The 22,244-nt window shown below is 41.2% G+C and carries 16 protein-coding genes and 1 pseudogene; 3 read left to right on the forward strand and 14 right to left on the reverse strand.

Features of this window, described 5'->3' with window-relative positions; all coding sequences use genetic code 11:
* The 13 genes and pseudogenes from CD03_RS31740 to CD03_RS0100070 all read right to left on the reverse strand — a co-directional run.
* Positions 1-321, reverse strand: a pseudogene (locus CD03_RS31740) (hypothetical protein); the annotation flags it as partial.
* Positions 322-377: 56 nt separating this feature from the next.
* Positions 378-1,262, reverse strand: a complete 885-nt coding sequence (locus tag CD03_RS0100010) for a carbohydrate ABC transporter permease (protein ID WP_052377587.1) — start codon at positions 1,260-1,262, stop codon at positions 378-380.
* A gap of 15 nt (positions 1,263-1,277) precedes the next feature.
* Positions 1,278-2,216 (reverse strand): ABC transporter permease, encoded by a 939-nt coding sequence (locus tag CD03_RS0100015; protein ID WP_052377588.1) that lies wholly within the window; start codon positions 2,214-2,216, stop codon positions 1,278-1,280.
* A 262-nt stretch (positions 2,217-2,478) separates the two neighbouring features.
* Positions 2,479-3,579 (reverse strand): uroporphyrinogen decarboxylase family protein, encoded by a 1,101-nt coding sequence (locus CD03_RS0100025; protein ID WP_027291884.1) that lies wholly within the window; start codon positions 3,577-3,579, stop codon positions 2,479-2,481.
* Positions 3,576-4,601: a uroporphyrinogen decarboxylase family protein gene (locus tag CD03_RS0100030; protein ID WP_027291885.1), complete on the reverse strand. Its 1,026-nt coding sequence runs from the start codon at positions 4,599-4,601 to the stop codon at positions 3,576-3,578. Before CD03_RS0100030 ends, CD03_RS0100025 begins: the two co-directional genes overlap by 4 nt.
* Before the next feature lie 87 nt (positions 4,602-4,688).
* On the reverse strand, positions 4,689-6,905 hold the full coding sequence (locus CD03_RS0100035; protein ID WP_027291886.1) for a hypothetical protein: 2,217 nt from the start codon (positions 6,903-6,905) through the stop codon (positions 4,689-4,691).
* A gap of 22 nt (positions 6,906-6,927) precedes the next feature.
* Positions 6,928-9,417, reverse strand: a complete 2,490-nt coding sequence (locus CD03_RS0100040) for a glycoside hydrolase family 38 C-terminal domain-containing protein (RefSeq protein WP_027291887.1) — start codon at positions 9,415-9,417, stop codon at positions 6,928-6,930.
* A gap of 388 nt (positions 9,418-9,805) precedes the next feature.
* Positions 9,806-10,708 carry an Rpn family recombination-promoting nuclease/putative transposase gene (locus CD03_RS0100045; protein WP_044288787.1) on the reverse strand — a complete coding sequence of 301 codons (903 nt, stop codon included), beginning with the start codon at positions 10,706-10,708 and terminating at the stop codon, positions 9,806-9,808.
* Positions 10,709-11,100: 392 nt separating this feature from the next.
* Positions 11,101-13,701, reverse strand: a complete 2,601-nt coding sequence (locus CD03_RS0100050) for an ABC transporter permease (protein ID WP_027291889.1) — start codon at positions 13,699-13,701, stop codon at positions 11,101-11,103.
* A 12-nt stretch (positions 13,702-13,713) separates the two neighbouring features.
* Complete coding sequence (locus tag CD03_RS0100055) at positions 13,714-14,382, reverse strand: ABC transporter ATP-binding protein (protein ID WP_027291890.1); 669 nt, start codon at positions 14,380-14,382, stop codon at positions 13,714-13,716.
* Positions 14,383-14,552: 170 nt separating this feature from the next.
* A complete protein-coding gene (locus CD03_RS0100060) occupies positions 14,553-15,581 on the reverse strand; it encodes a sensor histidine kinase (RefSeq protein WP_044288788.1) in 1,029 nt (342 codons plus the stop codon).
* The gene (locus CD03_RS0100065; RefSeq protein ID WP_330377081.1) at positions 15,574-16,305 is read right to left on the reverse strand and encodes a response regulator transcription factor; all 732 of its coding nucleotides are present in this window, start codon (positions 16,303-16,305) and stop codon (positions 15,574-15,576) included. Before CD03_RS0100065 ends, CD03_RS0100060 begins: the two co-directional genes overlap by 8 nt.
* A complete protein-coding gene (locus CD03_RS0100070; RefSeq protein ID WP_027291893.1) occupies positions 16,305-17,177 on the reverse strand; it encodes a glycoside hydrolase family 43 protein in 873 nt (290 codons plus the stop codon). The genes CD03_RS0100065 and CD03_RS0100070 overlap by 1 nt, the downstream gene beginning before the upstream one ends.
* Before the next feature lie 175 nt (positions 17,178-17,352).
* Between CD03_RS0100070 and CD03_RS0100075 the strand changes: the two genes are divergently transcribed.
* Positions 17,353-18,213 carry a helix-turn-helix domain-containing protein gene (locus tag CD03_RS0100075; RefSeq protein WP_027291894.1) on the forward strand — a complete coding sequence of 287 codons (861 nt, stop codon included), beginning with the start codon at positions 17,353-17,355 and terminating at the stop codon, positions 18,211-18,213.
* A 35-nt stretch (positions 18,214-18,248) separates the two neighbouring features.
* Entirely contained in the window at positions 18,249-18,704 is a 456-nt protein-coding gene (locus tag CD03_RS0100080; protein WP_027291895.1) for a VOC family protein, read from the forward strand.
* Positions 18,705-18,881: 177 nt separating this feature from the next.
* Here the strand turns inward: CD03_RS0100080 and CD03_RS0100085 are convergent, their stop codons facing one another.
* A complete protein-coding gene (locus CD03_RS0100085; RefSeq protein WP_027291896.1) occupies positions 18,882-21,164 on the reverse strand; it encodes an extracellular solute-binding protein in 2,283 nt (760 codons plus the stop codon).
* Positions 21,165-21,348: 184 nt separating this feature from the next.
* Here CD03_RS0100085 and CD03_RS0100090 point away from each other — a divergent pair, with 184 nt between their 5' ends.
* Positions 21,349-22,230 (forward strand): alpha/beta hydrolase, encoded by an 882-nt coding sequence (locus tag CD03_RS0100090; protein WP_160295843.1) that lies wholly within the window; start codon positions 21,349-21,351, stop codon positions 22,228-22,230.
* The last annotated feature ends 14 nt before the right edge of the window (positions 22,231-22,244 follow it).

The following is a 22,244-nucleotide window of genomic DNA, read 5'->3' on the forward strand; positions in this document are numbered from 1 at the left end:
ATGGAATACATAGTCTACGGTTACCCCTATTTTTTCTTTCGTATACTCATTCAGTGCTTCCATTACTGCCTTTCCGTCTGTCTGCTCCGGAACCGGTGTATGAATTTTTAAATTGACAACTTCCTTGTCTTCTTTTTTCTCCGCTCCACCGCCGTCTCCTTCTTCCGATACGTCATTTTTGCCGCCAGTCTCACTGCCGCTTTCCGCTTTTGCGTCAGTTTGGGCACTTTTCTCTGAATTACTGTTTCCGCTGCATCCAGCCAGTGTCCCCATTACCATTACTGCTGCCATTCCAAGAGCAATCAAATTTTTCCTTCTCATCTTTATTCCTCCTCATAAAATTTATATGTAATTGACATAGCAATTTACATTCTTTATCAGCCTTTTACGCCTCCGACAGTCAATCCTTTTACAAAATATTTCTGGAAAAACGGGAATACAGCCAGCATAGGTCCTGCTGCAATCACGCACATCGCCATACGCATAGATTCCGTGGGCATGTCTGCCATGCTGATTCCCATTCCGGATATTGCTGAATTCTTAATCATTTCCTGTACATCCCGCATCAGAACATAAAGCCGGTACTGGAGATTATAAAGCTCCCGGTTATCAATATACATAAGCGGCTGGAACCAGTCATTCCAGTAATTCAATGTTATAAACATCCCTACCGTTGCCAGGGCGGGTTTTGCAAGGGGCAATACAATTTTCGTAAATATTGTCAGCTCCCCTGCACCATCCACGGTGGCTGCTTCCATCAGCGATGCCGGAAGCTGGGTGAAAAATGTTCGCATTAAGATGATAAACCATGGAACAATCAGCATAGGCAGCAGCATTGCCCAGATCGTATTTTTTAAATGCAGGTATTTTGTCAGCCATATATAGGTAGGAACCATACCGCCATTCAGCACCATGGGAATAATCAGAAATACCGTCAGCGGTTTGCGCCAGGCATAGTCTTTTCTGGACAGGACATATGCGATCATGGAATTCAGTGTGAGCCCGATTCCAAGCCCCAGAACTGTAACTAAAATCGTCACACCATAAGACCGGAGTATTGCAGCCGCATCCTTAAATACAAATTTATACGCATCCAGCGTCACGCCTTTTGGAAAAATTCCATAGCCCTCTTTCATGATTCGGATATCACTGGAAAAGGAAATGGATACCACCGTGATAATGGGAATTACGCATAGTAAACAACACAGACCCAGAAATGCATAAATGATAATTTTAGGGCCTAAGGATAAATCTTTCTTCATCTTTATTCCTCCCATTTAAAATAATGCACTGTCTTTGTCCAGTTTCCGTACAACCAGATTGGAGCCCATAATCAGTACAAATCCTATCACTGCCTGGAAACATCCCACAGCGGAACCAATTCCGATATCACCGGTTACACGCAGTGCCCTGTATATGTAAGTATCCAGTACATCTGTAGTTGCATAAAGTGCACCCTGGTCTCTTGTCAGATTGAAAAACAGTCCGAAATCCGCATACATAATTCTTCCTACCTGAAGAATTACCATTACTATAATAATTCCTTTCAGCATTGGAAGCGTTATCTTCCATACCATCTGCCATCTGCTTGCTCCATCCAGAGCTGCTGCTTCATAATAGGTATCATCAATTCCCATCAGACCTGCATAATAGATTACACTGTAGTAGCCCGCCATCTTCCACGCATACATAAAAGTCAGTATTACCGGCCAGTATTCTGACCGTGCATACCACGAAATACTGTGCAGCCCCAAAAATTGCAGCAGCTGGTTAATGATACCATAGTCATGATGCAAATACGCATACAAAAGATAACCCACTACTACCCACGACATAAAATATGGGAAAAACATAATCGTCTGTGTTACCTTTATCATTTTTCTGCTTCGCACTTCGTTCATCATCAGGGCAATTGCCACTGAAACCACCAGGGTTATACCGATAAAAAGTACATTCAGTCCAATCGTATTTCTAAGTACTACCCACGCATCGTTAGATTTAAAGAAAAATTCAAAATTTTTAAATCCGATCCAGTCACTTCCTAAAAATCCCTTGTCATACCGAAAATCTTTGAAAGCAATAATCAGTCCTGCAATAGGAACATAAGAAAACAGGAAAAGAATTACGGCTGCCGGCAGGGCCATTATGGTTAATGTCGTATTCTTTTTTCTGGAAACGCGTCCTCTTTTACGTTTTTCCTTCATCTTTATACCCATTGCTTATTGCAGTCTTGCCTGCAATACTGCCACAATAAAACAGGTTGGAAGAATCACACCGTGGCTTCCTTTCTTTATTAAAATTTTCTTTCAACCCTCTTCCCCTTTCCATTTTATCAGCGGTTTCATTGTTTTACAAAACTCACTGCCGCTCTGTGCATATTCTCACGCATTTCTTCCTTTTTTACAACTTTTAAATCCTGCAATTACTTTGTTTTATAGAGAAAATGGACTTTCAAATCTGTACTTTCAAAAATTAACCTTATTCACAATGGCTATCAGCTTCCCTGATCATCGCCAAAATATTTTCCGGCGGAATTATATCCACCATCGTATTACAGGTAGAGAGAATAAAACCGCCTCCGGGGCTTGCTGCCTCTATGGTTTTTCGGACATCTGCCTGCACTTCTTCCACGGTGCCAAAGCACATGATATAGTCCAGATCAATATTTCCCCACAGACACAGCCGGTCACCATATTTATCCTTAATCCTGCGGATATCCATACCGGCAGAAGGCTGCAGGGACTGAATGCCGTCAAATCCGCATTCCACCAGATCGTCCATAACGCTGTTCAGGTTCCCGTCGCTGTGAAGAAATACCGGAATATTTTTATATGCCTTGATTTCCCGAATCATCTGCTTATAAAACGGATAAACATTCTCTTCCATCACGTAGGGAGGCAGAAATACTCCGGTATTAAATGCCATATCGTCCGCAATAAGAATGGCATCCGCCCCCTTATCCAGGAATAATTTTGCTTTTTTTATCTCAAAAGCAATTACTTTTTCCGTTAATATATGGGTTTCCTCCGGATATGTAATGCAATTCACCATATAGTCTTCCATGGGATACATTTCATTCAGCATAGAGATTGGTCCACCCACCTGGGCAAACACAAAGAAATCCGTCTCCTTTGCGTACTTTTCAACCAGTTCCCCGGTTACCCTGGCAATATCCGGCTCCTGATATTCCCCGGCATCCTCGATATCAACCGGAGGCTTCAAAAGACACTTACTCTCCTCTCCGGCCAGGAAAGTCTGTCCATACACACTTTGCAGCACTTTTTTGCCGTCATCCGTCTGACCTATCTCCCATTCCGGCCAGTCCCCCACATTGACCAGATCCATATGCAGTAATTCCCGTACCTTTTTGTCTCTTTCAAAATGCTGGTGATCCGTCGGATAATCCTCTCCCAGAAGTTTATTGGCGATCTGTGGCTGAATATATAATTCCCCTTTTGGGACTCTGTCACTTTCCATATGTCGTATTGCCGCCCAGACACGCTCCTTTTTTGACATCCGGACCGTGTTTTGGTTTGTTATCGGATTTGCTGCCTGATCTGTTACCTGATTATTCATCATCCAACTTCTCCTTCCTTTTTCCCTGCCCATGCCTGAAATACTTCATATACATTTTCCGGTTTTGCTCCCGGACCAAATTCACACTGGGCAATGCATCCGCCGCGTTTCCACAGAGTCTCCCGCACTTCTTCCACTGCATCCCGGATATCGGCGGGACTTCCTTCAACCAGAAGATGCTGCCGGTCCATTTCACCCCAGAACGTGATTCTTCCCGCCAAAGGTTCCAGATTCTTAACACCCATACAGAAGATCTGGGAATTGACAGCATCCAGCCCCATTTCTGCTAAATCCGGTAAGATATCCAGAATATATCCGTCAGAGTGCATAAAAATTTTTTTATGATGTCTTTTGGCAATTTCAATATAATCCTGATACATAGGTTTGAAGATTTCACGCCAAATCCGGGGATTAATCAGCAGACTGCTCTGGCTTCCCCAGTCATCCATAAAGTTGATCGCATCCACTTCTGTCTTAGCCCATTCCTCCAGCAATTCGCAATAAAAACTATGCATTTTTCCCATCCAGTTTTTCATCCGTTGCGGAATGTCCATTAAATCCATGTAGAGATTCTCCGTTGTTCTGATAAACTGCAGCTGTTCAAAGGGCCTTGGGCAGCATCCGCAAGTCACAAAACGATCCGTGCTTCTGCAGAATTGATTCACCTGATCCCGGTCAAAACTCAGCCATTCCCTGGGTATGTGAATCTTATCCGCATCCTCCCAGTCATCATCCTGAACCAGTGCATCCCGCACTTCACCGATAACTCCTTCCTGAATATTGGTAACAATACAGCCCCATGCATCCCGGCTGATTCCATATCTGTACGGCTCCCCTTCTTCAATCGTTTTCTCCTTAAAATTGCACACTGCTCCAATTATATCATCGGGAAAATCTCTGTGTATCTTATTAACCATCTCCTGGTGATTCCACTCGCTCCATGGCAGTGTCCACATCTGCCGCGGTACTATTCCGGTCTGATTTCTGAATTCCAGTGTTGCATATACCAGTTCTCTTGGTGTCATTATTCTACCTCTCTTCCTATTATAAAATACTTTTTGATATTCTTTTTTGTATATCGGTTCACTGCTTCCTAAATACATCTTGCAGGTTTATTTCTCTATTATTACATTTCGTTCCATGCCGGCACAAATTTCGATTTTCCTCATGTCTTCATAATACAGATGGCCCATAGAAGCAGGATTCCGGCTATGGTCCACCATTAATGTTACTACTGCATTGTAACGGGTAGGATTTGAGATTTGCAGTAGTATTTCTCTCTCGTCTTCTTTTATAATCTGAGCATTGACATGATCCGAGCACTGCAGTACTTTTCGGTCCAGATCCAGATAAATTCCCGGAATCTCTACATAGGTCAGAAGCATTGACACTTCGGGCCAGTTGGAACCATACAGAAATTCTCCTATTGTTTCCTTTCCTTCCCAGTCGCTGGTCTGCACTCTTTCATTGAAATATCCGGCGGGAAGTGCACGCCCTGCCAATGTATCAACGGGTCTTTCCTGCAGGGAAACAAACTGTGCCAATGCATGGCTGATCCGGCTCATCCAATTCAAATATTTTTGATCCCCCGTATAGCGGTAAAGTTTCAGCATTGAATTTCCGGACAGGGTGCAGATTCCGGGTGCGGAATGTTTATTCTGGGCATTTGCAAATATGGTTCCCCTGGTGTGAGCCCTCATTTTTGCCGCGGTGCTTCTCTCCGGTAAGTGGAAATCATAACTCATTACCCAGGTGACCGCCAATTCAAAAGCTTCTCTGGACGCCTGCAGCCATTTTTCTTTTCCCGTCGTCTCATAAAGCTGTACACAGGATTCCAGAAAACCAAATGAAGATTCACTGTCCGGTGCCTGACAGATTTCTCCGGGTCCTCCGTTCATCATCCCTTTTTTCAAATAGTCCTCCCAATAGAGATCCCCCAGTGCTTCGGCTGTTTCCAGATATTCTGGTTTTTGGAAATATTCATAAGCCAAAGCCAGCGCTGCACAAATAATGGCTGCACTTGCCGTATCTCCCTGTAAAAGCGTTTCCTGCTGCATGTTAATAAATTGTCCCAGCTGTCCGTTTTTTCGAAAAAACCGCACGAATGCATCTGCCTGACATGCTATACTGCATTGCATTTCTTCTGTCATTTCCCCATGACGCTTCAGATAAAAAGCCTGTTTCAGAAGAAAATATAACAGATCTGCATCTTTTCTCACCAAAAGAACCGGACTGTTTTCATTCAGAAAGTCATCTCCATAGCTCTGCCCATTTGCATACATCGGGATATACCACCCATTATCCCGCTGCAGGTGTTTCGTGATGAACTTCAGGCTGGAAACTGACTGACTGCGTGCCAGCCCCTTGTCTTCCAGAAGGAATGAATAAGTATTCATACCTCCCCCCACCCAGCCTGCCTGCCAGAAAGAAGGCGGAACATCATTCTCTGTCCCCACACGGAAATATCCCTCTTCCGTAAAATTCATCTTGTTATATTTATCTTTGACTGCATCATAAGCTTTTGAAAATGGGATGTCACAGAACTCCTGGCCCGTTTCCATTTCTTCCCGCAGTTCATTGAATTTCATAAAATACTGATTTAGATTATCGGCGGGAAACTGATAATACCGAATTTCCATTTCCAATCGTTCCCCTTCCAGCAATATCATTCCCACATCATCCGATGGCGCCTCACAGGTTGGATAAAAACCGGATCCATCGGGGAGCTCTCCAAAAAAGTATTTTTTCTCTTCTCTGACAGCCGGACAGGAAACCCCAAAAACAGCTCTCTCTACATTGTCTGTTACTGTAAATCCGGTATATCTCCCATGCACCATATGATTTGCCAGAATCAGAACACCTTCCTTTCGGTCCTCCTGAAAATATCCCATGGCAGGAGTACTCATATCACCGGACCGCAGCTGGATACTGGAAGTTTCCCCCTTATAATTGAGATGGGGAATGTCTGTAATTACCCGGTCCCATCCCTCCTCAGTCTTTCCTACGTGATAAGGAGGATAGGAAAGCCGCTTGCTTTTCATCCTGTTCCCGTCATAAACAGCTGCCGGCATAAATACATATTCTCGTCCTGTCCAGCCTTCTTTTATAAATTCCAAAGAGATAGAAACCGGCTCTTCCAGACGATGTATCATCTCCGTGCGTATAAGAAAACGCTGCTCATTGCCTTCGTCACTTCGGATACACTGAATCCTGCAGGGAAATTGTTCCAGATCTTTCCACTGTTCATTTTCCCCTCTGTCCGGCTCCCAGCGTTCCTCCTTAACCGGTATACTTCCATGAAACTGTTTAAATACGACCTGATATTGCATTTTATTTCCTCCATTTTAAATTTTATTTTTTTATCTTCGGGATAACGGAAGGAATCATCGGACATTCAGCCATACGGCATGTTTCCGGATCCAGTTCCAGCGTTTTAATTTCATAGGGATTCAACCATACCCTTTTTTTTGCTTCACCCCAGAGACTGACGGTTACCTCTCTTGCCATTCCGGTACTTTCAAATAACCGCATAAGGTATGTATCACTTCCCCGGATTTTTTTCATTGCCCCCAGAATGCAGCCGGGGTCTGAGATTACAATCCATTTCTTTTTTACAGATGCCTTTTCTGTTGGAAAAAATGCTACCGCCAACGGTTTTTCCTGGAATATTGCAGCCTCTGATGCCACATTTTCCATGCGCTGCTTAAAGCTTCCTCCCCCAAGGCGGAAACAGAAGTTTCGTTCGCCCTGATCCATGCATGGAATACTCCTGTCCTGGTCCAGCAAAGTCCTCTCTTCAATGGGATGTGCAGAATAAGCTGCGGAATGGATCAGGGAAATCCTCATGGTTCCATCCCGGAAATCTCCCCCATAGCATCCGTTATTAATACAGGTTAATGCACCATCTTTTTCTTTATCAAAAACACCGCACCATCTTTGAAACACTCTTTCTTTCTCACTTGCTTCATATATCTGAACACCATAAGCCGTTTCACAAAGATTTTCTCCATTCAGGCAGGTGGGTATTTCCAGTTTTAGCATTTTGCCTTTTTCCATCCATTCCACAGAAATCTCCAGATCCACATCCTTTCCTTTTTGAGGCAATATATAATGTATCACTGCTCTGGAATTATGATATCGAAATAAAGCTTCCACTATGGTTCGAACCTGGCCGTTCTCGATAATCCGCACACTTTCCAACTGGGCATCCACACCGGAGAAAACCGCACCTTCCTCTTTTTCCATCAGCAAAAATCTGCCTTCCTCTTTTGGAAAGCTCTGCACATTCATTGCCCAGGGATCAAATCCGCTGTCCCGCACGGAAAGCCCAAATGCCCCTTTCTTCAGATACTCAATTCCGTCTATTCTCAGGGAATCCATCAATCCTGTTTTTTTGCTGATCACAGCCTCTATATGCTCCCCGGTAAAAGAAATCTCTGTATTTTGTTCCTGCCGCTCCATTTCTGGCTGCTTCTCCATAAACCTGATCGTACAGTCATACCGGTTCATCTGCATGGGTTCCAGTTCAGCGTAAAATGCTACTTTTTTTCTCCAGTCCAGATTCATATTGCACGCTTCTTTTTCTACCTGGCATGGAATCACTGTATCCCTATAACAGATCTTTGGCATTCCAAAGCTGGAATCCCAGTTCTGATTCTGCATCTGGAATTCACAGGTTACTACTCCTTTTACCGGATAGGGATGGGGATTGTAAATTAATATGGGATATTCTCCCTCTTTTGCCGGCAGCTCCCCTTGCGCCAGGGCAAAAAATGCTCTGTTTTTCTGTTTTTCCAGCAGTTCCATGCCATAGTTCATGATCCGTATACCGGACTCTTCCACTGACTTCACCGCTGAGCCGGGTAAAATATCATGGAATTCAGCAGTAAGCAATGCTCTTTCTGCTTCTTTTAGCTCTTCTTCGGGATATTTCATCTTTTTCTGGAACACTGCTGCAGATACCATTTTTTCCGTCATATACAGCAGTCCTTCCAGTTTTCTGTGCATCTGTTTGATTCTGATCTGGGCAGTATAACATCCTACTGCCCAGGGATTCAGATCACGATCATATTCAGGCAGAATTTTATGTTCATTTTCAATCTGCTCAAAGTAGGACTCCGGAATAGAATGTCTCAGTTCACACTGGGGATTTTCCTTTCTTTTATTCTGAATCTGCGCCATATCCACATGGGACGGTCCGCCCCCATGGTTACCGATTCCCCACAGAAGCAATCCCGTTTCCTGTTCCCGGTGGCTCTTCAGAAACTCTGTGATTTTCTTTCCCGCTTCTCCCATCAGTGAATTATAATGTTCACTGGAACGATGTCCTTTTATACTGGAACCATCAAACCCAATCCATAAAAAGTCATCATCCGCAAGCTGGCAGTCCTCCTGGGACGGGCGGCAGAAAATATAGGAATCATACCCTGCCTTGTGCATAATCTGTACCATCCCCCTGGAGTGTCCGAAAGGATCGAAATTCACTGCTGTTTTGGGAAGTACTCCGAATTTCTCATAAAAATATTCTCTTCCCGCTTCCATCTGACGTACAAAAGACTCTCCGGAGGGCATATTGCAGTCCGGCTGTAAAAACCATCCACCCATAATATGCCATTTTCCTTCTTTCACCAGATCCTGAATTGTTTGAAATAAATCCGGTTCATATTCTTCTACCCATTGATACAGTAATGCTTCATTATGATTAAAAATAAAGCCATCATATTCTTGGCAGAATCTGGCTGCAATCCGAAAAGTAGATAATGCCGCTGCTATCCCCTCTTCCCAGTCCCACAGCCAGACAGGATCCAGATGTGCGTTACAAATCATATGTAATTCTTTCATTCTTGTATTTCTCCATTTCTGTTCTATTAATTCCCCCAGACAGCGAATCAGGTAAAAATACCTGCATTGCAATTATTCACTGCCAGACTTAAATACCCTGCAGATTAAGACAGAGTATTTGACTCTACTTTATAAAAACTATCTCCGGATCACAACTACAAAATTTAATCTTTCCTTTGATTTTTAACAATTCATCTCTTTGATTTCCATCACTCCTCTTTTTCTCTGCAAAGTCAGATACCCCGCATGAAACTGCGGGGTATCTGACCAACGCACCTGTTGCCAAACGAACCTAGAAGTATTACCGTGTTTAGGTCACTGCCGCAAATAAAAAAGCTGATGCATGAAACGGCATTTAATGCCTTTTTTGCAACAGCTTTCCACCATGTTACTTGTATTTCTCGTAGTATTTTTCAGCGATATCATAATTCAAGTTAAAACGTTTCTGTAGATTTTCAACAATTCGATCATGAAAGATACCCTCTTCCAGATTATATTGTATAAATACTTCGATGCCTGCTTCCCGGCCGGATTCCCATCCTTCCTTCTTCGCCATATAAATCATATGGTTATGATCCCGGATCGCTTTTTCCCTTGATTCGTATTCGTATCTTTTCTGATCGTCGGCGCTTATGTTTTTTAAGATCTGGTACGCTTCGTTTATGTACTCATTTTTCTCTGCCATCTCTTTGAAATCCTCCTCCCGTTTTCCGTTTAGAAATTTCGCCCATTGCAATAGATCATTTTCCGCTTCTTCCCCATTCCCCAGCTTTGGCAGTTCCAGTACATGCATCTCAAGTTTATCGGAATATAAACTACCTCTCTGGTCTTCCCGGAGATGAAAACAGGAATACCATTGATCTGTATCCTTTAAAAATGCAAAGTCAAGTATACTGATCTGGATACATTTCACCAGAACATCATAATTATCGCCACTAACAATCTGGTCTGTGTACATCTTGCAGGCATAAAACAGGGTGCGCTCCTCCCAACAGTGGAAAGGAAGTACCTGCATTTCCAGATCAATCTGGGTATTGTCATGCATTCTTACCCTTACATCAAGAATTCCTAGCTTTTCATTTTCGTTTTCCTTTCGCAGGCTTGTATTCATAAGTACCGTTTCCTGAATATCCTTTGGGTCCAGGTTCAAAAATGCTGCAATTAATCCTTTCCTGGCTTTCTCACTACACATCAGCTCCTTAAAACAAAAATCAACCGTAGGCAGCATGATAAATGGTTCTGTTTTCTCTTTTTCAGTCTGAATATTACTTATTTTGGGCGAATGATTCATAGTAGTCCTCCTCTTACTTTAAGGCAGTATCCTTGCAGCGTAAGAAAAGTCAGATATATTTTAAATAGTAAATATCGGATAACCATTTACGTCAAGCATAGCAACGCCTCATATATTATTATAATGTCAATTGGAATTTGTCTGGCAGAACAGCCAGCGTGTAGAATATTTGAATATCTTTATGATAGCACAATAGTATAAATATTGCAACATATTTTTTTTACAAGTAACATATTAATATAATTTAACAGTTTCAACCAGAGCGCACCGTTTATAAGCAGAATCATGATACCCTTAAGTTAGAGTTTGTTCAGTTAGCGTTCGACAATTCTGACTAATACAAAACTGCAGCACAGATGCTTTCCCATCCATACTGCAGTACCTTCACATATTTATTCTGTTTCTCTCAGCTGCTCAACAATACTTCCTTTATGAAATATTTTCAGCGATATTGTTGGCACAATAATGGCTATCAGCAGAAAGACAACACAGATAATCACTGCCGGAATGATATTCAGATGGAAGGTCATAAACCAAATATTCGAACTGATCATCCGCACAAGCGTCACTCCTAAAATTCCTGAACTGATGATTCCAAGGATACCTGCACCCAAAGCATAGTATATTCCTTCCAGGGTCATCATCCGGTTTAACTGCTTTTTCGTCATACCGATACTCTGCATTGCTGCAAATTCATGACGTCTGGTGATAATGCTGGTGATAACCATATTTATAAAGTTTATTATGCCGGCGATTCCCATTACAATTCCTATAATACCACCTATGACGTACACTACCTGCTGGGTTTTCTTTACATCTGCTTTTAGCAGGCTAACGGAATTATAGCTTCCGTTTGGATTTTCATTCTGAATATAATCATCCAGAAATTCCTCCATCTGCATTTCATATTCCGGATCTATATTAAAGGAATAACTCAAAAGTGTAGGATTTTGATAAATTGTTTCAAAGTCGTTCTGAGACATATAGAAATACGGGCTGTCATTTCCTACCTGGACTACACCTGTATTAATTGAGGGAACCTCATATTCTACATCGTTCAGAAGCGCCTGAGCCAAAACCGTAAATGTTTTTGCCTTCTTTCCGTCTACATAAACATCCACCTTCTGGCCAATTTCACAGTTGTATTCTTTGACAGAAACATTGCCACTGCCCCGGACCTCGCTGACTCCTTCAATTATATAGTTTCCTTCTGCCAGCTTCTCCCGCAATACGTTCAGGTCTTTTTCGCCGTTTACAATAGTCATTCTGGATAAAACAGCATCTGACATTCCAAATGCATTACACATTGGACGTTTATCATCTGCAAGTGTAAAAGACTCACCCTCTGCTGTAATTCCATAACTGTACCCGTCACTCTCTTCTGTATCCACGATCTTGAAACCATAATCAAAGCTGACACTTTTATCATCCAGTGTATTTTTAAATAGACGTCCGCCATCTATCACACCAGGTTGTTCTTCCACTGCCTTTACCATATTTTCATCCAGCGCATCGTCATGGTGAATAAACCCTTTCATATTATTAAACGTGCTGGAACTGGCAATAATAAAGTCGGTTTTACTCAGGGACTTGATCCATTTATCAGTATCAAAGCTTCCGGCTATTACAAACACAGAATTTAATAACACGGTACATAACAGTAAAGAAATCATGATAAATGCAGTTCTGGTCTTATTCCGACCCAAATTTGCCCATGCCATATGTGTAATTCTGGAACCATTTTTTCGTTTGCTGGTTTTTTTCTTGCTTACCGCGCTGTCACCCACATATCTGGACGCTTCCAGGGAAGAGATTCTGGATGCTTTTTTTGCAGGTTTGCGGACACTTAAATAAACTGTTATTACGGCAAAAAGTGCAGCTCCTATAAAAATTATGGGATTTGGTGATACTTCCACGGTAATTCCTTTATTTGTATTCGCAAACATATCCATTACAGAAGGCAGTACACTCTTCCCAAGGAAAAATCCTAATATCAATCCGATCGGTATTCCGATGCAGGAAAGCCACACTGCCTGCCTGTTTACCATCTGCCTGATCTGTTTTTTTGAGGATCCAACCGTACGCAAAAGTCCGTAGTGCCTGATATCCTGAGCTACTGAGATATCAAAAATATTGTAAATCAGTAAATAGCCGCATATGATAAAAAGAACTGCTAAGCCGGCAATACCAATAACCAGTTTCATATTTAACGGAGGATTTGTGACTTGATTCACTGCACTTAGAATATAATCAGGATCTTCTCTGTCCTCAGGTTCTCCTCCTACTGAACGGATAAAGGAAAATAACTGATCCTGAATATTTGCATTACTTTTTAATACAATATCAGAGAAATAAGTGCCTGCCATTTCCAGATCCTGGTGGTAAGTATAAGGAAATAATGCGTCATTTTCCGTCATAAACGCTTCCGAAACAATCATCATGCTGACCGGCATGCCGCCAGCTTCCCACCAGCCGGACAATACCATATCAAAATGGTGTATTTCTCCCCGGAGTTCAAATTCTACCGGGATCTTTGCCCCGACCTCTGGTGTAATTCCAAGATCCTCCAATGCTCTATCAGTAGTTGCAATTTCATTCGCCGCCCGGGGTGCCTTTCCATGGGTAGGCACACTAAAGGTCAGCTCCTGCTCTACTGCATCCATATAGTCCAGCTCAACATTGTGATGGTTTGTATTTGACAGAAAACCGATTGGACGCCTCTCTCCCACCGTTTCCACCATGTCACTTTCTTTCAGCTTCTGAAACTGGTCTGCCGTCATGTAACGCAGGTCTGCATCTGCCTTACTGCCTTTTTGTTTCTGGCTCGTCAAAGTCATTGACTGGGATGCACCGATTCCTATCGTTATGATGGAGGTAAACAACAGTGCGGTGAGCGCAATTGCTGTCACCGCTGCAATATTTCTCATTTTATTTTTGAAAAAACTGCGCTTTGCCAGTTTATCTACGATTTTTTTATTATTATTTTCCAGCATCTGTTTTCCCCCCTAATTGGCAATCCTTCCGTCTTCAATCCTGATAATTCTGTCTGCCAGCTGCGCAATCTCATTATTATGAGTGATCATGACGATTGTCTGATGAAATCTTTCACTTGTCATCTTCAGCAGTCCCAGTACATCTGCACTGGTTTTACTGTCCAGATTCCCAGTGGGTTCATCAGCAAGAATAATAGCCGGCTTTGTAATCAATGCCCTTGCAATTGCCACACGCTGCTGCTGTCCTCCGGATAAATTATTGGGCATATTAGTAAGCTTATCCTCCAGGGTAAGCATCCCCGCCACGTCCTTCAAAAAATGTTTATCAATCGTACCGCCATCCAGTTCCACTGGAAGAACAATATTTTCATAAGCATTTAAAATAGGAACCAGATTATAATTCTGGAACACAAATCCAATATTGCGTCGCCGGAAAATAGTCAGCTGTTCGTCATTCATTTTTGCAATTTCCTTATCCCGGATCTGCACACTTCCCGATGTGGGAATATCCAGGCCTCCCAGCATATTGAGCAATGTGGATTTACCGCTTCCAGAAGTTCCCACAACTGCCACAAATTCTCCCTGCTCTATTGATATATTTACACCATCCAATGCTCTTGTGATATTTGGATCCATCCCATAATATTTTTTCAATTCCCTGGTTTCTAATATAATACTCATATAAATTGTTCCCCTTTCTTTTGATGACTTTATCTTACCATTCAATTATCTCAAACTTATCTCAAAAGCAGATTATCTCGAAACTGTGATAATCTGCATATATAAGTGACGCCTGGCGGCACAAGGAGCATAAGGGCAGACATCTGTCCCTATGCTCCTTGGAAATAATCTCAATTAGGAAGGTAAATCATAAATTCTGCCCCTTCCCCGGGCTTGGATCTAACTTCCACATACCCCCCCTGTAAAGTTATGATCTCCCTTGTAAGATATAAGCCTATCCCCACTCCTTCCTGTTCATGTACTTCTTTTTCCCGATAAAAACGCTTAAAAACACATGCCTGGTTCTTTTCCGGAATCCCTTTGCCGGTATCGCGTATTCTGATTCTGGTATAAAACTCCTGCCGCTCTGCAAAAACAGCAATTTTCCCGCCACACGGTGTATATTTCACCCCGTTATCCAGGATATTCGATATCGCCTCCGCCGTCCATTTTACATCATGACACAGGAAAAGATCTTCGGGACAGTCAACCGATATATCGATCTGCTTCTGTTCTGCTTTTGGAAAAACGCTGTTTAATGACATTCCAAGTGTTTCGTAAACGGAAGCTCTTTTTTTCCGCATCTCAAATATGCCGGTTTCCAGTCTGGACATTTTAATCATTGCTTGTATAAGAAAATCCAGTTTATTTACCTGAACCGTAATGGAATGCAGGAATTCTTTCTGTTTTTCACGTTCTACTTCCCGATCCTGCAAAATTCCGGCATACATTTTTATATTTGCAACGGGTGTCTTTGTCTGGTGGGAAATATCCGATACCAGACTCTGAATTGCCCTCTTTTCTTCCAGACTGTTTTGATTATGCCTCTGTAAAATTTCATATAGCTTCCTCAGTTTAGACTGCAGCTTCGATAAAAGTGTCTCGCTGATCTCATCAAACACAATATTTTCCTTTTCATCCAGCATCTCATCCAGGCAGGTACTCATTGAATCTGTAAAACCTGTTATCTGTCTGCGCATAACTGCAATTACCACTGCGCCAATTCCTAAAAATCCGATTCCAAATCCAAGCAAAAGCACTCGCATGAACGGATTATCCGTCACATTCCAAACCAGAATGCCGAATATTGCAAGCATTAAAATACCTGCTCCATAAAATATTTTGTAAATCCATACTGTCTGCAGCTTAAACTTAGCCATGATTCTCACCCGCCCATTGATACCCCATACCATAAATCGTCTTGATATATTTATGGATATCATCTTCAATCTTGGAACGAAGCCGGTTTACATTTACCGCAAGGGCATGTTTATCTACAAAATTGCCTTCACTGTCATACAGATGTTCTAACATTACCTGATGCGTCAGAAGCTGTCCGGGATGTGCCGTTAAAAGTTTCAGCATTTTATATTCCGTTGGTGTCAGTGTCAGCTCCTGATTCTTGATTCTGGTTTCCGGTTTGTCAAAATCAATCTGTAAATAAGAATCCCTGTACTGATTTTTATTTTCTGTTTTTGAACACCGCTTTAAAACCGCCGCAACCCTTCTGCGAAGCAGCTCCATGCTAAACGGCTTTGTAATATAGTCATCTGCTCCAAGGTCAAACCCTCTGACGGCATCACTTTCCATATCGCAGGCAGTTAGGAAAATAACAGCAGTATCCTTTGTCATTTTCAACTCCTGTATAAATTGAAATCCATTGCCATCCGGAAGGTTTACATCCAGGAAAATCAAGTCAAATGTCTGTTCTGTCAGAATATTCCGCCCTTCCTCCAGGGAAAAGGCGGATACTATTTCATAATTCTCTGCTTCCAGATCAAAGCTCAAGCCTGTATTTAATGCTTCATCATCTTCTATAATCAATATCCTGCTCATATTGCCTCCCTTCGTATTACGTCTTTTCAGATATTTCTCCTGCATCATTATACGTATATTTTCCCATCCTCTTCCTGTATCTTATAAAATACCGGCCGTTCCTTAAGCGTTTCATTCGGGGAATGAAGGGATAACATCAACGCTCCCTCTTTCGTTTTAAAAAGCATCCCGTGCCCGCCGTCTTTCTTAAACAGCAGTTTCGGTTCCTGCTCCCATTTTCCTGAGATATCTCCATTATCGCTTCTGGCTATGGCCTCCGTATACCCTTCTTCTCCAAAGCTCGACCAAAGCATTAATAAGGTGCCGTCCTGACAGCGATGCATAAAGGGTCCATCGGTGCAATAACATTCTACGTCCTTGCCAAGCCTGTCCGTATCCAGCTTCTTTATCCAGGGAGCCTGCGATGCACTAAATAATACCTTCGGTTCGCTGACGGGTTTTTTCAAATCCTCAGATAATGCAATGGCACACACTTCCCCGTCACCTATTTGTACCCATTCATGGCAGAAAACGATGTAAGGAACCTGGCTGGAATCAATATATAACGTTCCGTCCAGACATTCCCACTCTTTGGGTGTAACCGGAGATTCGCTGTGCACTTGAAATGGTCCCAGCGGATGAGCAGATCTCAGGATCTGGGTACCCCTGCAAACCCCATCTGCCTTAAAGGAAGCAAAAATATAGTAATTTCCCCGATATTTATGGCACTCCGGTGCCCAGTAATTCTGATCTGCCCAAAAGCCCTCCGGTTTATGGAAAACTTCAACCGGTCCTGTCCACTCGTTAAGATCCTTGCTGTAATAACAATCCAGTCCGTCATCACTGCCCCAGCATCTGGGGCCTCTGGTGCCATACATGTAATAGGTATCTCCGTCTAATAAGACAAAAGGATCGCGTATATTAATTTCATTTGTTTTCATATCAATTTTCCTCCATATTTTCATTGCTTTTTATTTTAGCACTAGCAAATACATAATTCCAGAACTTTTTATGTGTAATCTTTAAGTGATCATTCCTGATTGCAGTCCTTCAGACATAAGTGCTACTTGACATTTTCTGCCTTATTTTCCTATAATAGCTTAGGCGGTGATAAGAATGATAGATAAGACAGCAATCAGCAATTATTATGACAACAGACGCATTTTACTAAAAACTGATGATTATTTATATGTGCTCCCAGATACAGCATTGAATCCATACATATCAAATTATACCCTTACTTTTCCCAACGAAAATATAATATCTGATCAATATACGGTTATTCCACATGGAAGTTCAACACTTGTCTTTCATTTTGACGGAAATAAGATGGAAGGAGATTTATTTGGTGCTGCAACAATAACTAATACAGTGGGTAAACAGGCAAAAGACGCCATATTGATCCTGATCATTGAATTTCAGCCCTGGGGGCTTTTTCCATTTATAAAAGAAAATCAGGCAGATCTGGCAGACAAAACATTTTCTCTGGCTTTATTTCAAAAAAGTTTGCAGAATTTTATTTTTGAGATTATTGAAAAGTCAGGGAGTGTTGATTTCCTTTTTTCTGAATTAGACAAACTCTTACTGATATATATTGCAAAAAATTATGAAAATGAACAGTATCAAGAAAACCAAGGTTTAAAAATGGCCGCAAATCATATCATTCGGGCAGGCGGGTCGATATCTTCAAAAGACATTGCAAAATCCGTTCATTATAGTGAACGGCATTTAAACAGGATTTTCAAACAATACATCGGAACCAGTACAAAATCCTTTGCTCGTTTAGTCCGAGTCAATAAGGCGATTCAGTTACTGCAAAATACAAATGCACCTACAACGATCGCTCATGTGGCAGACCTGATGGAATATTATGACCATTCTCACTTTACCCGGGATTTTAAATTGATTTGCGGTGTTACACCAGCTCAGTATTTAGAAAACATGTCCGATTTTTACAACGAAATATCTAAATTTTAATTATATAATGTAGGCAGCCAAAGGAGGTGAATGAAATGAAATATGGTGGAACGCTGATCGCAGTCCAGAACATGGAAAAATCAAAATATTTTTATGAAACCGTAATGGAACAAAAGGTAACCATGGATTTAGGTGCCCATGTATCATTTGAAGGTGGATTATCCTTACAAAGCAATTATGCAGAATTAGTGGATGCAGGTCTGAAGCCTTTAAGTAAAGAAAACAATTTTCAATTGTACTTCGAAACAAATGATCTAGAGAAATGGTACGAAAAAATAAAACTTATTCCGGAAATTGAATTTTTACATGGCATAAGGGAGTACCCGTGGGGACAGAGAGTCATGCGGTTTTACGATTTTGAACAGCATATCGTTGAAGCGGCGGAAAGTATGGAGAGCGCAGCAAAGCGCTGTCTGGCGCAGGGATGGTCTGTTGAACAGACTGCAAAGAAGACTATGCTGCCTGCTGATTATATCAGGCAGTTGTTGTAGGTGAACATTTTTTTCACTGACTCCGTCAGCTGGCCGCTAAAAAACACTTTCGGAAGGATAGAAAATGCCAGTTCTGCGGCCAGCCGACAGAGTCCATGTAATTCCTCCACGCCCCTTCTTTTCGTACACTACCTGCTGAAACAAAGCGTCCCCTTACTCAGCGAAACCCTCTGTAAACTATATAAACAGCCTGTTCATCTCCCGCTGCATTCTGCTAATCATATCCTGAATCTCATCTTTATCCGGTATACTACCCGATTCTAATTTTTTAAGCATAGGCAGCAAATATTTATATATTTTATCTTCCTCACCTTTCTCACTGATAATCTTCCCATCTGCCGTTATTGGTGTCAGCCTTTTCTTAGATTTTTCAAATCCCCACAATGCTTTTGGAAGCCATGGATATAAAGAAACCATATCGTAATTACGATATACGGAAATATTGGGTGACTGACCTCCTAATATGGTATGTGCGATAGCAATCTCAGATCCCGAAGCCCATTTTATAAATTTAAATGCATGTTCCGCTTTTTTTGAATTATGACTGATTCCCAAACACCACCCCGCCATAACCGAAGTGCCGGGAAGGGTTGTATATCCAAAATCATTTACAATAGAGGAATTAGAACGTTCGACAATATCTGTTGCATAATTATAAAAGGTACATAGCATTGCAGTTTCTCCAGCCATAAAATGCTGAACGGTATCCGATGGCCTGTCACTTAAAAACTCAGGCGTAGAATATTGTACAGCTTCCAACAGGCTGCGCAGTCCCTTTTTTATGGCATGGTTATTTATAATAATATCATTTTGACTGTTATACAAGTCTCCATGATAATCCCATATTCGCGGCATTAATTCACATACCAGCTGCTCCGGATAAGAAATAGACATAGTATGCCCATATGGCACCGGGGAATCCGGATTGTAAGACCTGGTAAAATATTTTGCCAATGTATTAAACTGAAACCATGTTTGTGGAATTTTTAGCGGTACCATGAATCTTTTGTCCAAATCCCTGGCAATACTTTCACTCTGGAATAAACTCTTCCTATAAAACAAAAGCTGAGTACATGCCATATAAGGTAGTGCATAATGCCTGTTTTTAAACATACTATAATGATCCATTGTACCTGTGAGATAATGTTCTGTATGAAAATCAGAATCCTGCATCATTTCATCCAGACATAAAAGGCAGCCCTTATCTGCAAAATAGGGAAGCCAGGGCAAATCGAATAAAATAACATCTATGTCATCCCTGCCACTCTCAAAATAATCACAAATATATTCAAAAGCATTTTCAGGAAGAACCTTCTTTATGCGTACATTAATTTTCTCTTTTGCATAAAAATCAATCAGCAGCTTGGATAAACCACTGACAGAACTCTCATCGTCTAATAATAGAACACAGATCTCATCTTCAAATATCAGGCTATTTTCTTCAGCAGATTCATGGTAATCCTTAATATCTTTTAAGAGAAAACTATCCTGAAAACACAATTCTTCTTTCTCAAATACGATCGGAGATTTAATATTTTTCAATAGCAGTTTTCCCGCTTCTTCTCCTATATTGTAGGCAGAACGGGATGTCTTAATAATGGTTTCATCGTGATAAAAAACATCATCTACCGCATCACCCGTGGTGACAATTGATATATGTTTCCGTTCATCAATATGATAGATCTTCATAGCATATTTAATACCTTCTGCCAACCGGTAAGAGGTTGTAAAAATAATATCGGGTATATCATCTGCTCCTTCAAATAACTGGATTCCTGCCCGAAATCCACACTCTCTAATCGCTGTTGTGGAAATCACAATATTTTTCTCATAAGAAATGTCCTTATCTACAAATGCTTCCTGATACCCCTTCAAAGCCATTCTGTTTTCAGCAAATTCATAGGGCCCCAGGATCATAGATATTTTACGGAAACCTTTGTTCAGTACTTCTTTCGTAAGCCGGTAAAATAAATCTTCATGATCCACAGATATAAAATTACAATCTAATTCCTGCGGTTTGTGATCGATTAAAACATAAGGTATTCTGGAACGCTCCAGTTTTTCAAATATAGACAAATTATCAGGCTGGCAGGAATATAGTATAATCCCGGAAACATTCCTTCCTATGAGATTTAGAACTGCTTTCGTCTCTTTTTCCGTATTATTATCCGATAACTCAAGAACAAAGTTTTGATCATACTGGGAGAAATAACCCTTGATGCTACTTATTATCTTTTCTAAATATGGATCGGAAATATTGGGAAAGACAATACCTATATCATTATTTTTCTGCATTCTAAGTTCTCTTCCGGAATTATGGACTACATAATTCAGACTCCTGATTGCTTCATCAATACGGGCTGCCGTCTCTTCTCCCACCTTCTTTTTATTGTTGATATAGTTAGAAACTGTAGCGATTGAAACACCTGAGCGCTTAGCTACATCCTTGATATTTGCCATATTGAAGACCTCCTTTCACACATTTAATCTTTCAGATTTTATTGACCTCAGTATACTAAAGCCGATAAACAAAAGCAAGTAAATAAATCAGTTAAACGTTTTACTAACTGGTAGTAAAATAGAATTGAATCAAAAATTTTACTATGCTATACTTAAACTATTAAAAGAAAGGACAGAAATGCTTATGGAATTCAGAAAATATTTTTACAGCTGCGGTGTTAAAAAATCCATGGTTATCAATATTGATGAACAATTCTTAGAACAGAAACTCCCCATCATTTTACTCTGTCACGGACATTCCAGACATAAGAATGACGGGCTTGATGTTTTGTCAGACCACCTGGTTCAAAGTGGATTTTGTACTGCACGATTTGATTTTAGAGGATGCAGTTCACTGGATCCGGACCGATATGAATTGTACTGTGCAACACAATGGCCGGAAGATCTTTTAAGCGCAGTTTCATATATCTCTACACTTCCCTGCGTAGATAAAAATCGAATCGGAGTTGCCGGAATCAGCATGGGAGCCTCGACTGCAGTATATGTCAGCGGCATCGATACACGAATTAAAAGTACTGTCTCCATGTCTGGTATCGGAAATTGTTATGAATGGATGAAAGGAGTCTGGTCCAGAAATGAGGGGGATTTTCAATATTTTCTAAAAATATTAGAAAAAGATGAAGAAATTACAGCTGCAACTGGAAAATCCCAGTTGATTCATACACTGGAAATGTATCATTCCAGTGAAGAAGAAAAAAAGAATCTCCAACTAGACAGCTTCCTGAATAATGACATCAACGCATTCGTTTCCCTATCATCTCTTCGTAATATGATGAGTTACAGACCAATTGAAAAATGCGGTTCCATTCATCATCCCATCTTCTTTGCACATGGTGAAAAGGATGAACTGGTACCCGCAGAGGAATCCATGCAGATGTATCAAGCGGCTGCATCTTCCATAAAAAAAATAAAAATCTATGAAGGTATTGATCATAATATCCCAATGGACCCCAACCGGCAGATTGTTTTTGAAGACATATCCAAATGGTTTCAAGAAACTTTATAAATAAATATCTATTT

The organism is Robinsoniella sp. KNHs210 (assembly GCF_000686105.1).
Taxonomy (GTDB): Bacteria; Bacillota; Clostridia; order Lachnospirales; family Lachnospiraceae; genus Robinsoniella; species Robinsoniella peoriensis.